General features: G+C 47.4%; 15 protein-coding genes. 5 read left to right on the forward strand and 10 right to left on the reverse strand.

Going from position 1 to position 14,008, the window contains the following annotated elements:
- Window positions 1–32 precede the first annotated feature (32 nt).
- The 3 genes from J0A67_RS16705 to J0A67_RS16715 all read right to left on the reverse strand — a co-directional run bounded on the left by J0A67_RS16705 (window position 33) and on the right by J0A67_RS16715 (window position 3,081).
- Window positions 33–470 carry a MarR family winged helix-turn-helix transcriptional regulator gene (locus tag J0A67_RS16705; RefSeq protein WP_206570534.1) on the reverse strand — a complete coding sequence of 146 codons (438 nt, stop codon included), beginning with the start codon at window positions 468–470 and terminating at the stop codon, window positions 33–35.
- A 66-nt stretch (window positions 471–536) separates the two neighbouring features.
- On the reverse strand, window positions 537–1,748 hold the full coding sequence (locus J0A67_RS16710; protein ID WP_206570535.1) for a redoxin domain-containing protein: 1,212 nt from the start codon (window positions 1,746–1,748) through the stop codon (window positions 537–539).
- Window positions 1,749–1,773: 25 nt separating this feature from the next.
- On the reverse strand, window positions 1,774–3,081 hold the full coding sequence (locus J0A67_RS16715) for a Gfo/Idh/MocA family protein (RefSeq protein ID WP_206570536.1): 1,308 nt from the start codon (window positions 3,079–3,081) through the stop codon (window positions 1,774–1,776).
- Between the two features lie 195 nt (window positions 3,082–3,276).
- Between J0A67_RS16715 and J0A67_RS16720 the strand changes: the two genes are divergently transcribed.
- On the forward strand, window positions 3,277–4,209 hold the full coding sequence (locus J0A67_RS16720; RefSeq protein ID WP_206570537.1) for a hydrogen peroxide-inducible genes activator: 933 nt from the start codon (window positions 3,277–3,279) through the stop codon (window positions 4,207–4,209).
- On the opposite strand, the gene J0A67_RS16725 is transcribed toward J0A67_RS16720, so the two are convergent.
- The 5 genes from J0A67_RS16725 to J0A67_RS16745 form a co-directional block, all read right to left on the reverse strand.
- Window positions 4,210–4,806, reverse strand: coding sequence for an energy transducer TonB (locus tag J0A67_RS16725; protein ID WP_206570538.1), 597 nt, complete (start codon window positions 4,804–4,806; stop codon window positions 4,210–4,212).
- A 30-nt stretch (window positions 4,807–4,836) separates the two neighbouring features.
- Window positions 4,837–5,304, reverse strand: a complete 468-nt coding sequence (locus J0A67_RS16730) for a copper resistance protein NlpE (protein WP_206570539.1) — start codon at window positions 5,302–5,304, stop codon at window positions 4,837–4,839.
- Window positions 5,305–5,361: 57 nt separating this feature from the next.
- Window positions 5,362–5,943: an energy transducer TonB gene (locus tag J0A67_RS16735; protein ID WP_206570540.1), complete on the reverse strand. Its 582-nt coding sequence runs from the start codon at window positions 5,941–5,943 to the stop codon at window positions 5,362–5,364.
- A 256-nt stretch (window positions 5,944–6,199) separates the two neighbouring features.
- On the reverse strand, window positions 6,200–6,580 hold the full coding sequence (locus J0A67_RS16740) for a VOC family protein (protein WP_206570541.1): 381 nt from the start codon (window positions 6,578–6,580) through the stop codon (window positions 6,200–6,202).
- On the reverse strand, window positions 6,577–7,029 hold the full coding sequence (locus tag J0A67_RS16745; RefSeq protein WP_206570542.1) for a DUF1569 domain-containing protein: 453 nt from the start codon (window positions 7,027–7,029) through the stop codon (window positions 6,577–6,579). The genes J0A67_RS16740 and J0A67_RS16745 overlap by 4 nt, the downstream gene beginning before the upstream one ends.
- 129 nt (window positions 7,030–7,158) lie before the next feature.
- On the opposite strand from J0A67_RS16745, the gene J0A67_RS16750 reads away from it, so the two are divergent.
- Genes J0A67_RS16750 through J0A67_RS16760 form a run of 3 tightly spaced genes read left to right on the forward strand, consistent with a single transcriptional unit; the run spans window position 7,159 to window position 8,575 of the window.
- Window positions 7,159–7,734 (forward strand): hypothetical protein, encoded by a 576-nt coding sequence (locus J0A67_RS16750; protein WP_206570543.1) that lies wholly within the window; start codon window positions 7,159–7,161, stop codon window positions 7,732–7,734.
- A complete protein-coding gene (locus J0A67_RS16755) occupies window positions 7,727–8,008 on the forward strand; it encodes a winged helix-turn-helix domain-containing protein (protein ID WP_317195068.1) in 282 nt (93 codons plus the stop codon). The genes J0A67_RS16750 and J0A67_RS16755 overlap by 8 nt, the downstream gene beginning before the upstream one ends.
- A gap of 42 nt (window positions 8,009–8,050) precedes the next feature.
- A complete protein-coding gene (locus J0A67_RS16760) occupies window positions 8,051–8,575 on the forward strand; it encodes a hypothetical protein (RefSeq protein WP_206570545.1) in 525 nt (174 codons plus the stop codon).
- Between the two features lie 39 nt (window positions 8,576–8,614).
- Here the strand turns inward: J0A67_RS16760 and J0A67_RS16765 are convergent, their stop codons facing one another.
- Window positions 8,615–10,498, reverse strand: a complete 1,884-nt coding sequence (locus J0A67_RS16765; RefSeq protein ID WP_206570546.1) for a DUF4139 domain-containing protein — start codon at window positions 10,496–10,498, stop codon at window positions 8,615–8,617.
- A 138-nt stretch (window positions 10,499–10,636) separates the two neighbouring features.
- Between J0A67_RS16765 and J0A67_RS16770 the strand changes: the two genes are divergently transcribed.
- Window positions 10,637–11,419 (forward strand): undecaprenyl-diphosphate phosphatase, encoded by a 783-nt coding sequence (locus J0A67_RS16770; protein WP_206570547.1) that lies wholly within the window; start codon window positions 10,637–10,639, stop codon window positions 11,417–11,419.
- Between the two features lie 79 nt (window positions 11,420–11,498).
- On the opposite strand, the gene J0A67_RS16775 is transcribed toward J0A67_RS16770, so the two are convergent.
- Complete coding sequence (locus tag J0A67_RS16775; RefSeq protein ID WP_206570548.1) at window positions 11,499–13,916, reverse strand: prolyl oligopeptidase family serine peptidase; 2,418 nt, start codon at window positions 13,914–13,916, stop codon at window positions 11,499–11,501.
- Window positions 13,917–14,008: the final 92 nt, after the last annotated feature.

Here is a 14,008-nt window from a genome sequence, read left to right on the forward strand (position 1 = left end):
TCTTTAGGATTCGCCGAGTCTAAGCTGCGCTCTTATTTCAACGTCCTCAGTTTTTCCAAAAGATCTTCTGAGGACACCAAAAGCTTTTCCATCGCTGGAGGGAGTTCTGACGATAGTTCGCTTTCCATCTGGTTTAAGGCCTCCATGACCTTGGTCTTCAGGGATTTTCCAGGATAGGTCAGATGAATGGACACGGTGCGCTCATCCTCTTCACCTCGTTTTCGCTTGAGAAGGTTTTGGCTTTCCAGCTTTTTCAAAAGTGGTGTGAGCGTTCCGGAGTCCAGATTCATTTTTGCACCCAATTCATTAACTCTGAGGCCATCCTCGTCCCAAAGAATGGAAAGCGCAAAGAATTGTGGATAAGTGAGGCCAAAATTGTTTAGTTGCTTTTGAATCCGCTGAATTAACAAACGAGAGCAAGAGTAGAGGTTGCGCGATAGGTCGAGTATGGGAAATTCTGAATCCGCCATTCCAAAAATAATGATTGGATACAAACTACTTGTTTTCAATTCATAAAACAAGAAGCTAGCTGATTTTCAGTAGTATCTCCCTATCATAGGATGATCCACAATCGCCTTTTTCAAAGCCAGAGCGTCGATTGTTCCGGGGACTTTATAGGCGATTTTGCCACCGGGCTCTATGAGCAAAGTTATGGGGAGGCTGCCATCCCAATCCTCGCCCACTACCTTGATCACCTCATATTTGTCCTCGGTGTCCATCAGGTAGTTCGGAATAGCCGAGGCCTTGCCCTTCAAGAATTTCAGGGCTTTGTCAAATTGGTCTGGTGTATCCATGCTGACCGAGACAAACTGAAAATCCCGCTCTCCATACATGCGCTGCATAGTAATGAACTCGGGATACTCGATGATACAGGGTCCGCACCATGTCGCCCAGAAGTTGACTAAGAGGAGCTCGTCGGTGTTGTTTTTGAGCAAATCAGCCAAACCATTTGGACTCAGCTTTTCCAGATTGACTGGTTTTTCCTGCCAAGCCTTGTTTGTCTTGATGGTGTAGTCGTTTTTCCAGGCCCATTTCATGGAGCAGCCAAAGGCAGGAGTCTGGGCCATTTCGGCTGGTAAAGCCTCTCCCTCAAGCGTCGTCTCGATCGCGTTTCTCAGGTCTTCCGCGTTGCCAGTGCCCGGTTTTTCCTTCGCATCTATACGACCTGAGTAAGATAGTTTTCGTTTTTTGTCAAAAACAAAAACATGCGGCGTGGCTGTGGGTCCATAGGCCAGGGAAAATTGGTGGGTGTCTCCGTCGTATAGGTAAGGAAAATTGTAGGACTTATCCACAGCTCGGATTTTCATCTCCTCATAGTAGTCGCCCAGATCCGTATATCCCAATTCCTCCGGCAGCACGGCGATGGGACTATTGGTAGAGATGGCGACAAAGGCCACGGATTTGCCCTTATATTCATCTACTAGGCTGATAAAACGATCCTCATAGGCTTGGGCTGTTGGGCAGTGGTTGCAGGTAAAATTCACCACCAACACATCGGCATCCTCAAAATCTTCTAGACTATAGAATTTTCCATCGACATCAGGTAAGCGGAAGTGTGGGGCCGGATCGCCGATTGCCAACTTGGCAATCGGCTGCTCTGCGACGACCTGTGGATCTGGGACAAATTGCTCCGTGGTTTCAGCTGTCTCCTTCGTCGATGTCTCTGAGCTCTTCCCACATCCGAAAAACAGAAGGACTGTGGATAAGTATAGAATGGCTAGCTTGGATTTTTTTCGGGTGTAATTCATCGGTAGTGTGGATAAGTGCGGATTTCTATATTAGCGAAAACCCGTTTTGATAGGGGTAATGCAGTCTGGTATTGGCGTCCAGATCGGTGAATTCCTGGTTAATTGGATCCCATTTAAGGGGTCTGTTCATCTCATGGGCGATGTTTCCGATGGTACAAACACTACAGGTGCTATGCCCGATTTCAACTGGCACGATTGGATCTTTCCTCTTTCGAATACAATCAATGAAGTCGACATGATGTGCTCCAAAAGTGAAGTTTTCCGGCTCCTTTCCGATTTCAAGTTCTTTTAGTGAAGTATCGTAATTGCCTCTGGAGACCTTGATCCAGCCTTTTTCTCCCATGAACTTCACGCCCTGACGGCCTTCGTCAAACTTAGTGATCAACATTTCTGCTCCATTGGCATATTTATAGGTCAGCGGCGCACCTTCAGTCATCGGTATGACTTCTACAGGACCATTTCTATCCATGCTTAGTCCCCATTGGGCCACATCGATCATATGGGCGCCCCAATCCGTCATCAGTCCTCCGCCTGTCTCTTTATACCAGCGCCAAGCTCCCCAAGCTGCTTCATTTTTCTCGGGGTCTAAAGAGATTCCCGGATTGAGTAGATCGTTGAAGTGGAGCGAGGGGATTGGTCCGAGCCACTTTTTCCAATCCAAACCCTGCGGAATGGATTCCTCGGCAAGGTCATAAGGCTTAGGATGCGGATTTTCTCCCACGTAGACGAGAACTTGGAATATCTCTCCAAGGCGCCCTTTCTGCACATGCATGGCAGCCGTTTGAAAATTAACGGCGGCACGTTGCATGCTGCCCACTGCAAGGACGACTCCATTAGAGCGAACAGCCTTGATCAGTTCCTGACCTTCCTTGATAGTGAAAGTCAGAGGTTTTTCTAAATAGATATCTTTTTTTGCTTTGCAAGCATCGATCGCCATGAGGGCATGCCAATGGTCTGGAGATGCAATCACGACGGCGTCTACTTCAGGATTTTCTAGAAGCTCCTTATAGTCAGCATACAGTTTTGGAGCTGAGATGGGCTTCCCAGCTTCTGTTTGGTTTTTCTTGACACGAAGCGCAAATCTTTCCAATTTGACAGCATAGACATCTGCGCCAGCGACAACTTCAACTCCGGGGATTTTCATGAAATTGTTTAGAAGGCCCATGGCCTGCCTCCCCACTCCAATAAAGCCCAGTCTTACTCTTTCATGGGCTACGCGGAATAGTGGTTGGGGAGTGGAAGCTAGTCCAAGTTGGGGGATAAGACCGATGCCGGCGGTAGTGAGGAGGCTTGCGCCTATAAATTTCCTTCTGGAAAAAGTTGATTTACTCATGCTGTAGGATTTTGGGTTTTTTGTATTTCTATGGAATAGTCGGAATAAATTAAGCCTTTTAGCGAGGGAAGTAAAATTTCGGCCATGCTATTTGTTCAAATAACCAGCAGGTTAGCTGGGTTCTTGTAAAAACGACCGCTAGCGGGAACTCATTTTTTATTTCATTGCTTAGCTTCATAGATTATTTCTATTGCAATGACCATCCAACAACTCGAATATTTGATAGCCGTCGACAAGCAAAGACATTTTGGAAACGCGGCCGAATCCTGCTTCGTCACCCAGCCTACCCTAAGTGCGCAGCTTGGAAAGCTGGAAAAAGAGCTGGGTGTGATCCTGTTTGACCGTAGCAAAATGCCCGTAATCCCAACGGAAATCGGGGTGCAGATCATCGCACAGGCAAAAAAGGTGGTATCCGAAAGCAAGGGTATCATGGAACTAGTGGCCCAGCTCAAAGGTGATATTTCGGGGACGATTAAGCTTGCCATCATACCCACATTGGCTCCCTATCTCTTGCATCTCTTTGTAAGGAAATTTTTGGAAAAATATCCCAACGTCAAACTCGAAGTGCAGGAGATGGTCACCGAGGAGATCGTCCGGAGGCTAAAAAACGACGAGCTCGACTTGGGAATCATCGTCACGCCGCTGGGGGAGTCCGGCGTGGTGGAGAAGCCCATGTTTTACGAAAAATTCTACGCCTACCTTTCTCAAGACCATCCGCTCTTGAAGGCGACGGAAGTGACAGTAAGCGACGTGAAGGCTGAAGATCTTTGGATCTTGCAGCAGGGACACTGTTTCCGGGATCAGGTGCTGAATTTCTGTGATCAGACCAGCTCTGGGCACAAAAATTTCCACTACGAGAGCGGATCACTGGAGGGGCTGAAAAACATGGTGAACCGCTACCAAGGAATGACCTTGCTACCGGAATTGGCCACGCATGAGCTGTCGGCGGAGGAAAAGACCAGGCTCAGGCCCTTCGTCGATCCTGTGCCTACTCGGGAAGTCAGCATTATTCTCAACCGCAGCTTTCTCAAGCAAAAGCTGGTGGAGCTGCTCTACAAAGAAATTACCGAAGCCATTCCTGCGGAGATGACGTCAAAGGCGCACGGTAAGATTGTTAGGTTTAAATAGTCAGAGCGTCACACCGCTAATGACCATATGAGAGAGAAGCTCGTTTTTTATTTTTCGGGCTCTCAAGATATCGGTTTGACTCGCCTCTACATTACCTAGTTGTCTATAAAGGGAGGACCTGGTTAGAAAATAGTCTTCGTTGTATGGATTAAGCGCAATGCACTGATCAATTAGTTTAAGCGCTTGCTCGTTATCTTTTGCTGAAATGGCCTCATTAGCCTTTTTGAATAAGGTGTGGACCGTGGAGTAGTCCGCCCCAAGGTTGAATTCTAAAATCACCAAGTACTTTTGATTAAGTCTTCGATCTCCCAGAAATTGTTTTTTCCAAGATTTTTGGATCAAATCAAAGGATCTGACTACCTCTTTTCGAAGAACAGGGTTGGGAGATTGGAGGATTTCGTATGACCTGAGTTCCCCGATTTGGTCGATATCCAAGGACACATATACTACCTCTTCAATCTTATTTTCTCGTGCTTCTCGCGGATATTTTAAAGTCTGAGCCAAAACGTCTTCAAAGTCTTGAGCCAAAGACACAATGCTAGGGGCTAGCAAGAGGACACGAATGTACAAAAGCGTTGAAATGACAGAGGTAACCATGCGATTTGGGACGACTAAGTTTATGTAAGGCTATTGTTTTTTGAGAACGTAGCGATCGGCCAAATCCCCCTCGATTTTGTTTCCACTTCTGTCCAAGTGCCAGATTTGGTTTTCGCCCACTTTGTATTTGCCGGGAGCGTTGCCGATGAGACCTTGAAGCGTCACGACTGAGCCACTCTCGTCCCAAGTGAACTTGCCAGTGAAAATCTCTTCCAAATCATCATTGAGGCCCATGTGGTGGGTTTTTAGGACAAAAGTACCGTCTTGCTTGAGCGTGACCCAAGTCTCGATGCCCTCACAGCTGGCACAAGGAAGCGTCGCAAAGTAGGTGCCTGGCCAATCCAAAGCATTTTGGGAATTGTCTCCGATCGGAAGATCCGCGGTGATTTCCTCATTCGGTCTGCTCTCAGTGGCGACAACTTCCTCTTTTTTTTCGGATTTTGAGCACGAAAAAGTCAGCGACAAAAACAGGGAAAGAAGTAAAATATTCCGATTCATTGACTGGGGGTTTGATCTCCAAAGTTAAGGGATGTCGTCTTTTAGACCAACCGCCTGCTATCGTAGGACAGTCTCTGTTCGCCGTGTGACCTGTCCATAAACAACCACGTCAAACTCGGAAAGCACCTTCTTTTTGGTGAGGCGGGAATTCATGTAATCTTTTTGGGCCTGTTCTGTGTTTCCCAATTGGCGATGGGCTTCTGATCGTAGTTGATAGTTTTTGTAATCGTAAGGCTGTTTTTCGATTAGCTGATCCAGGACTTTCAATGCTTTTTCGGGCTTTCCCTTTTCGATGTAGCCCTCTGCCACTTTTTTATAGTCGGCGGGTGGTCCGTTGGTTCCTCCAAATTCAAAATCGAAGCAAATCAGGTATCGCGCATTCACTGGACGATTTTCAAGGATCGCCGGACTCCACAGTGCAGAGCCAAGAGAGAACACCTCCAGAACATTGTTTTGGAAATAATTGGGCGCCTCTTCCACCAAAAACAAGCTATCCAGGTTTCCCTCTGGGCCAATTTTTACAGACAGCACGATTCTGGCACTTTCCTGAGCCCTAAGTCCTTCTGCGGGATACTTCAGGTTTTTTGAGAAAAACTCTTCCCAGATTTTTCGATCGGTAAGGGTTGAGTCCTCTTGCATTTGTCTGGCAGCTAAGTGTGAGGAAAGGAACGTGAAAAAGACAAGTAATGTAATAGACAGCAAACGCATAATATCCGATGAGGGTATTTGCTAAACTAAAGTCTTCCTCTCAATTTTCAAAATACGCGCAGAGGGAAGCGTATATTGGTTCTCAGGTTTTGGAGTTTGGATTCTTTACAATTGCTCGGGGAATCAGGTTTTGGGAAATCTGATCTTCCAAGTTCTAGAAGAAACTGACTTGGTTTTCGTATGGCGCTTAGGCTTGATTGTCAGATCTAAAAGTCCCGATATGCCAAAGAACTCCTGCGGGGTCGATGATGAAAAACTCGGCCCCCCAGACCTGCTGCTTGATCGGCATCACTTTCACGCCATGGAATTTTCCGGGGAGATCCAGTGCGGTGACTTTATCAAAATAGGCTTCCAAGTCGTCCACCTCAAGGAAGACCATGGAGTTTTCGCACCATTCCTTCTCATAGTATTCCTGCAGGTAAAAGCCGATACCCGGTGAGATGGAGACATAGGCAAAACCCTTGCCGTGGTGGCGGAGCTCAAATTCCAAGATTTCATAGAAGCGACAGCTTTCTCCAAAATCCTTCGCACCAACAAAAGTCCGTATGGATTTTCCAGGCTGGATCATACGCCAAATTGCGTTAAGTGGTGGTCGAGATGCTTGTAAAACTGGTTGTTCCATTCCTGAGCGGTCATCTTGCCGAAAGAGAGCGATTCCTTACCCTCGAAGTGATCCCGCCCCAAAGCCAATGTATGCTCTAAATACTTGATGAGTCGGTCTTTTTCTTCTTGAAAATCACGGCGGTCGGCAATGATAAAAGCGGGGGCTGTCCGTATATTCTTGGAATAGGGTACTTCGTTGACCACGCCTTTTTTCACAAACGATTTCAGCAAAAAACGCATCAGCGCATTGGGCTTGGGATGCTTGTTGGTAAAAGCCATCTCATAGGCGACGTTGCAGTGGGCGAGCATTTGGTCTACGCTCATTTCTCCCCAAAGAGCCGGGGATTCTGGTTTTAGTTGGTTGATTCTTTCCACCAGTTCGGAGGTGACGAGCGGGTCAAAAATGTTTTTCATGAGCGTGAATTTGAGAGAGTTCTAAGGTAAGCATGATTTTTCATCAGTGTAAAAATTTTGAAATTAAAATAGTTTATAATGTAAACCAATTTATATTTGTTCCGTTCAAATGGAAAAACGAGCAACACTATGGAAAAAGAACTGAGTAGCAAAGAGTCCCTAACCTTGATCACGGAAATGATCAACAGGGCAAAAAGGGAGACGGCAGGAGATGGTGGATTTCAGATGCGCTTGTGGGGCTGGGTGATCGCGATCTGCAATTTCGGTCACTTCACCTTGGACGAGTTGGGGTACGAGCATCCGTATTACATTTGGTTTTTGGTAGTTCCGGCGGCGGCGGTGAGTTTTTGGAAGGGATTTGAAATCGCGAGAAAGGCCCGTGTCAAGTCCCATGTGAGCCATGTGATCAACCAAGTGTGGATCATGGTATTCGTTGGGATCATGATCACCTTGGCTTTTATGCCGGTCATTGGCTATAACCAAAACCCCATCATCCTGATCCTGTCAGGAATAGGTATGTGGACAACTGGTTCCCTGATCCGGGTGAATTTGGTTCGTGGTGGAGGAGTGTTACTTTTGCTCGCTGCCGTGATCGGATTTATGCTGCCTGTCAAGGCACAATACCTCTTGTCCGGTGTTGCTATGGTTTTGGGCTATCTTTTGCCCGGATATTATTTGACTACCAACAGCCGTGAGCGTGTTTAAGCCACTTGATCCCCTATTGCACTCCCAACTCCGCCTAGCGGTAATGTCATTGCTCATCAGTGTTGAGGAGGCGGAATTTACCTTTCTCAAGGAAAAAACCGAAGCCACTGCGGGCAATCTCAGCGTTCAACTCGACAAGCTGGAGAAAGCGGGATATATCGGGATCGAAAAATCCTTTAAGGGAAAGCGTCCACTCACTACCTGTAGGATCACACAGGCTGGAGTCAAAGCTTTCGAGGAGTATGTGGAAAACCTCCGGAACTACATCGAGTAAAAAATTTGCGTTTTAAGTTTACAATGTAAACCAATTTACATCATGAAAAATCTATTGAAAATTGCCATGATTATCGGTTGTTGGCTTTCCTTTCAACTGCCAGCTTGGTCTCAGGCTGAGTATGAGCTAAACGAAGCGATCCAAAAGAAGATGTCCACACTTAGTTTTCTGGAGGGAAAATGGAAAGGCTCTGGCTGGATGATGGGACAGGATAGACAGAAAAAGACCTTTGTTCAGGAGGAGACAGTTGAGTTCAAGCTTAGTGGCACCTTACTCCAAGTGGAAGGAATGGGGAAATCCGGGGAGGCGGTAGTCCACAATGCCATCGCTTGGATTCATCCCGGCGAAAATGATGGGGAATTTCAGTTTACCTCCTTTCTGCAAAGCGGCTTGCATGGTACCTATCCGGCTAAGTTTGAAAACGGAAAGCTTATCTGGAAACCTGTGGAGCAGGTGCGCTATACGATCTGGATCAATGAGCAAGGCCAATGGCAGGAAATAGGTGAGTACAATGTCGGAAGTGCCTGGTACCAGTTTTTTGAGATGACTTTGGATAGAATTCCGTAAAAAGCGAACAGCGGCCGAATCGGGCCGCTGTTTCGCATCTTAGTCTAGAATAACCCGTTCGTTTTTTGGATACTTGACCTCGTATTGAAGTGACAGTTTTTTCTGTTCTCCCGGACCAAGGGTGATTTCCCAAGCTACTTTTCCGGTTTGCGAATCATATGATCCCGCTGAAAGATCGATGGGACTGACGGTAATCGCTGAATTCACTGAGACGGGAACCTGATCTTCCACTTTCAGCGTGACGGCTTGGGATTTGTTGTTTCGAAGCGTGATTTCGTAACCTCGCGTTTCAGTCACATTGGAACCAATGGTTCGCTTCTTAGAGTACTGGTCGATCTTTTCTCGCTGGACAACAATGGATTGATCACGACCCATAGAGACCAAAAGGGTGTCCTCCAAGGCCGAGCCATTCAAGATAGATCTACCAACAAAACCATCTTCAAAATACAAGTTGCTCTCGCCTTCCAGCAAACTGTACTGGCTCCAGTCGGCGATCTCTGCAATGAGGAAGGCATCGCTGTCCAGCTTGGGGATGACCGAATAGCGGTAATTCGCAGGAACTTCGTAAGCTTTCAAGTCCACCAAGGTCTTTTCCCCATTGGATTTTATGCTATAGGGCTCGGAGACTTCAATCTCGACGGTAGTTTGGTTTTCGATGACTTCGGTCAGTAAAGGCGCAGCCATCGTAGAATTGGAACCTCTGATTCTTACTCCAGCTACTGAACCACTTATTGACTTTTTTTCACTTGTCCCATAGCCCGTCACCACAACTTCTTCCATGGACTGCGTATCTGCTACCAAACCTACATTGATGGTGTTTTGGTTTTCGATTTTCACCTTTTCGGAAAGATAGCCGATATAGGAGATGGAAATCTCCTGAGCGTTGTTTGGCAAGGTAAGAGTGTAGTTACCATCTGTATCGGTAACTGTCCCAATAGTACTTCCTTTGACCAAGACGGTTGCTCCCGGCAGAGGTTCTCTGCTTTCTAAATCGAAGATTTTTCCACTAACACTTCCCACGGTTGGGCGATTTGAGTAAGGATTGAAAGAGGTCAATCGGGCATAGTTCAGCTCCCATTTTTCCAGATTTGGAGCCTGTCCGCTCTGGTTGGGATTGGCGTTGGAAAAGCGGAGTTTGACGTTGTTCCAGTCTATGCCGGTATTTTGGTAGACTTCGGCCTTGTAGTTGAGCGAAAGCGGGGAGCTGACGTTTTTCACCCGCACGTCGTATTTTGGATACCAGCCCGCATTGGCCACAAGGTAATTGATCTCGAAGCTGGCCGTACCGGCGGCCGGGGCCTTGACCCGAATCCGGATCTCAGCCGTTGATTTGTTTTCGCTTTCCAGCATGGCTCGGATCTGGTTTTGCAGGCGAGTGACCTCCTCGTTTTCCTTTTGCAGGCTGGAGTGGATCTCGACTCGTTCGTTGGAGATTTTGGTCAGTTCGGTTTCGTAAAAATCCATGGCCGCGCGCAGTTCGGCGACGTTGGTGCCTGCTTGCGTCCCGCCGAGATTTTTGTTGGCGTCGAGCAGGCTGGCTTTTTCCGCCAGGATCTCCAGGCGAGTGTTTTCCCGGCTTTGGTTCGCTTGTATTTCCTTGATCTTGTCCTCTAGCACCTTGACCTTTTCGTTGACTTGTTTCTCGCTCAGGTAGTCCAGTCGCTTGTTGACCGCCTGAATGGTGAAGTTTCCACTTCCCTTGGCTTGGATGCTTTTCTCGTCTAGGTAGGGAGATAGTCCCTTGATGAGGATAATCGACTCACCGGCGGTGATGTTTCCCTGGGCTTTTTCGAAAACTTGGGCATCAGAAAGGAAGAGCGTCACTTCCTGGATATTACTGGTGAAGGTGGTTTCCTTGAGCTCCTGGGCGAGGACGAGGCCTGAAAAAAACAGACAGACGAGGGCAATGATAGCGGTTTTCATTTCATAAGGATTTAGGTGAATAAAGGCAAAATGGGCAGAAAGTCAAAACGGCATGTTAAAATCTCTTTCTCATTGACGGACGGGGGCTTGCCTTCCGCTACGGAATGTTAGTTTTGCAGCGGTTAAAAAATATTATACATGAGCCTTTTTCAGAGTATCATTATTGCGATTATAGAAGGATTAACTGAGTTTTTGCCTATTTCGTCCACCGGCCACATGATTTTGGCTTCCGCTGCGATGGGAATCCATGAGGACGAGTTTGTCAAGACCTTCGAGGTTTTTATTCAATTGGGAGCTATTTTGGCGATTGCGTTGATGTATATCAAGCGATTTTTTCGCGGGCTCAACATCTATTTCAAGCTTTTTGCGGCATTTCTCCCGACTGCGGTGGTGGGTCTTTTGGCTTATGATTACATCAAGGCCTATCTCTTCAATCCAGTCGTAGTTTCCGTTTCGCTGATATTGGGTGGGATCATATTGATTTTCATCGACAAAAAAGTCATCAATCAGGAGACTACGCTCGCCGACGTGGAGGATATCTCCTACAGGAATGCCTTCTTCATCGGACTTTGCCAGTGTCTCTCCATGGTGCCAGGCACTTCCCGCGCCGCGGCCACGATCATCGGCGGCGTGTTCAATGGCTTGGACAAGAAGCAGGCCACAGAGTTTTCCTTTTTGTTGGCTGTTCCGACCATGATGGCTGCTGGAGGGTATGATCTGATCAAGTCGGATTTGGCTTTTGATCAGGCTCAATTAATCATGTTGGGAGTCGGATTTGTGGTGGCTTTTATTTCCGCGTGGATCGCGGTGAAGCTTTTCCTGAAGTATGTCTCCAACAATGGATTCACAGCTTTTGGCTGGTATAGAATCGTGCTGGGAATCCTGTTTTTGATCTTTATGTGGGGAGCCGATTTGGCTTGATGTCATTCAGGCTCTCAAAGCTTGAAAAAAAATGCCTTCCATGGTTGTGGAAGGCATTTTTTCATTTCAAACTCGCGATTTACTTTCGATTCTTCACATACTTTTCCAGCCAAGTATCCATTTCCCAAAGGGTGTGGAGTACGGATTCTTTTGCTGCATAGCCATGGCTTTCGCTAGGAAGGAAAACAAGTCGCGTCGTCGCACCATGGCCTTTCAGCGCATTGTAGTAGCGCTCGGATTGGATTGGAAATGTTCCGGAATTGTTGTCTGCCTCGCCATGGATCAGCAGGATAGGTGTTTTCACCTGGTCTGCAAAAGAAAAAGGAGACATATTGAAATAGACTTCGGGGGCTTCCCAGTAGGTTCTCTGTTCGTACTGGAACCCAAATGGAGTAAGCGTACGGTTATAAGCCCCGCTTCTCGCTATTCCCGCAGCAAAGAGATTGGTGTGGGAGAGGAGATTCGCCGTCATAAAAGCGCCGTAGGAGTGTCCTCCGACTCCTATCCGGTTGCGGTCACCAATTCCCATCTCCACGATGTGGTCAATGGCGGCTTCTGCATTGGCGACGAGCTGTTCGATAAAGAAGTCATTGGGCTCTTTGTCGCCTTCGCCTACGATAGGCATTTCGGTTTGGTCCATGATTGCATAGCCCCTCGTCACCCAATAAATCGGCGATCCCCAGCTGATGCGGGTAAAGGTATATTTTGAGCCTCTTACTTGCGCTGCATCCGCTGCCGACTTGTATTCTCTTGGATAGGCCCACATCAGAACAGGAAGCCTGCCGTCTTTTGCGGGATCGTAGCCCTCTGGGGTGTAGACCACGGCGGAGAGGTTGAGTCCGTCCTTTCTCTTATAGGTCACCAGCTGCTTATTGATTCCCTCGATGGATTCGTACGGGTGGGCAAAATTGGTCAGCTGCATGGGTGCTATCCGCTTTTTGGTATTGACCAGCCAGTAATTTGGCTGGATGTCAGTACTTTCCTTAAGCGTGACAAATTCCGTGGCATCTGAGTTGAGAACTTTGGCAACACGCTCATAAAAGGGAGCCTGTGACCTCCAAAGAATTTTCTGCTCTTTGGTTTTGGTATTGAAAGTAGAGAGAAAGGGCATGCTTCCTTCGGCACTTCCTCCTTCAGATCGCATGAAGATCAAATTCCCCTTGCGAAGCAGCACATTTCTTCCAAACTGATTTTCCGTCATGACCGGATCTCCCGGGTCATTGTATAGGTCATCAGAGGATCTTTCTATGATCGTTATTGGAGCTTGAGCAGGGCTTGAGGGATCGATTACCGAGCGCTTTTCGATACGACTTGCAAACCATCTTTCATTGAGAATCGCAAATAAATCATCTGACCAGTCTATTCCGGCGAAGCGCAAGGAAGTAGAAGCGAGCTTGGTCTTTTCTCCCGTAAAAGGCGCTGCCAGCGTAAAAACAACGTCGCGTTCTTCCACTTCGGTACGAGGGTTTCCTCCATCCATGGCTTCCACCCAATAGAGGGTAGCCGGCTGATCCGCTCTCCAATTGACGTTTCTTGGGCCTGTCACCGTAGCGTCAAATCCTGTAGGTCTCACTTCATCCAATGGGATTTCGGCGAGCGTTTTTATCTTTTCGCCAGCGGTAGTCCAGATTTCGACATGGTAGGGGAAGCGGATGCCTGGTACTAGATAGGAAAAAGGCTTCTGTATAGTCTCGATTAGTAGATAGCCGCCATCTGGGCTCAAGTCCATGGATTTGATCATTCCTGGCTTTCCCACGGGAGTCGTGCTCCCGTCCAGAGAAAATCTCATCAGTTGGGAATCCATAAAGAAAGCAAACAAGGCCTCGTCGTAAGGATTACTCAAAAGATCCTGATAAGTACGGCTTGGTGCGGCATTTCCGGAGGTCTCCTGAATGACTGGACCGGTCGGTGCGACTGGAGATTTGGGCATGGTGCCCCGATCTGGGTTGGCTGTTTTTACCAAAAGGCTATTGTCTGGCATCCACAGAACCGAGTTTCCAAACACTTGGTTTACGACTGCCTCACTCAGTTTCTTGGCTTCGAAAGTCGTCAGGTCGGCAACCCAAAGACTGATGCCCTTGTCTTCAGTGTGGGTGAAGGCTAGGTATTTTTCATCCGGAGAAAAAGAGAATCCGTTCAGCTTCGGCTGAGGGGGTAGACCTGTGATTTGGATTTCCTCCCCAGAGCGAGTCTTCTTGATTTTAACGTTGTGATAGCTTCCAGCCCGGCTTTGTCCAGAGATGGCTGGGTTGATTCTAATCCCGGCGATGCGTAATTCGGGTTGGGAAAGGTCTTCGATGGATGGTGCTCCTGCTCTTTCCAACACGAGCATAAGGCTACCATCCTTGCTGAAGGTGACGCTTGGTGTGGGCTCGGCATTAAAAAGATCTGCAATGGATTGAGGTGGGCTTTGGTAGCCGGTTTGTGCCAATGACACTTTTCCAACGCAAAGAAGCAGGCCTAGGAAGGCAATTCTAAACTTGGTTTTCAGGTTCATATTCTTGGAATTGATATGAGGCAATTTAGCCATTGGACACACAATTCCCCCCAAATTCTCAATGAGCGGTCTAAGCGATAGATCAACAAAAA

It is taken from the genome of Algoriphagus aestuariicola (assembly GCF_017254835.1).
Lineage (GTDB): Bacteria > Bacteroidota > Bacteroidia > Cytophagales > Cyclobacteriaceae > Algoriphagus > Algoriphagus aestuariicola.

Bases quoted from the DNA above. Each gene is read 5' to 3' on its own strand.
- J0A67_RS16770 (WP_206570547.1), top strand. From the start codon at position 10,637: ATGAGCCTTTTTCAGAGTATCATTATTGCGATTATAGAAGGATTAACT.
- J0A67_RS16750 (WP_206570543.1), top strand. From the start codon at position 7,159: ATGGAAAAAGAACTGAGTAGCAAAGAGTCCCTAACCTTGATCACGGAA.
- J0A67_RS16745 (WP_206570542.1), bottom strand. From the start codon at position 7,029: ATGAAAAACATTTTTGACCCGCTCGTCACCTCCGAACTGGTGGAAAGA.
- J0A67_RS16730 (WP_206570539.1), bottom strand. From the start codon at position 5,304: ATGAATCGGAATATTTTACTTCTTTCCCTGTTTTTGTCGCTGACTTTT.
- J0A67_RS16740 (WP_206570541.1), bottom strand. From the start codon at position 6,580: ATGATCCAGCCTGGAAAATCCATACGGACTTTTGTTGGTGCGAAGGAT.
- J0A67_RS16775 (WP_206570548.1), bottom strand. From the start codon at position 13,916: ATGAACCTGAAAACCAAGTTTAGAATTGCCTTCCTAGGCCTGCTTCTT.
- J0A67_RS16720 (WP_206570537.1), top strand. From the start codon at position 3,277: ATGACCATCCAACAACTCGAATATTTGATAGCCGTCGACAAGCAAAGA.
- J0A67_RS16705 (WP_206570534.1), bottom strand. From the start codon at position 470: ATGGCGGATTCAGAATTTCCCATACTCGACCTATCGCGCAACCTCTAC.
- J0A67_RS16725 (WP_206570538.1), bottom strand. From the start codon at position 4,806: ATGGTTACCTCTGTCATTTCAACGCTTTTGTACATTCGTGTCCTCTTG.
- J0A67_RS16760 (WP_206570545.1), top strand. From the start codon at position 8,051: ATGAAAAATCTATTGAAAATTGCCATGATTATCGGTTGTTGGCTTTCC.
- J0A67_RS16765 (WP_206570546.1), bottom strand. From the start codon at position 10,498: ATGAAAACCGCTATCATTGCCCTCGTCTGTCTGTTTTTTTCAGGCCTC.
- J0A67_RS16715 (WP_206570536.1), bottom strand. From the start codon at position 3,081: ATGAGTAAATCAACTTTTTCCAGAAGGAAATTTATAGGCGCAAGCCTC.
- J0A67_RS16735 (WP_206570540.1), bottom strand. From the start codon at position 5,943: ATGCAAGAGGACTCAACCCTTACCGATCGAAAAATCTGGGAAGAGTTT.
- J0A67_RS16710 (WP_206570535.1), bottom strand. From the start codon at position 1,748: ATGAATTACACCCGAAAAAAATCCAAGCTAGCCATTCTATACTTATCC.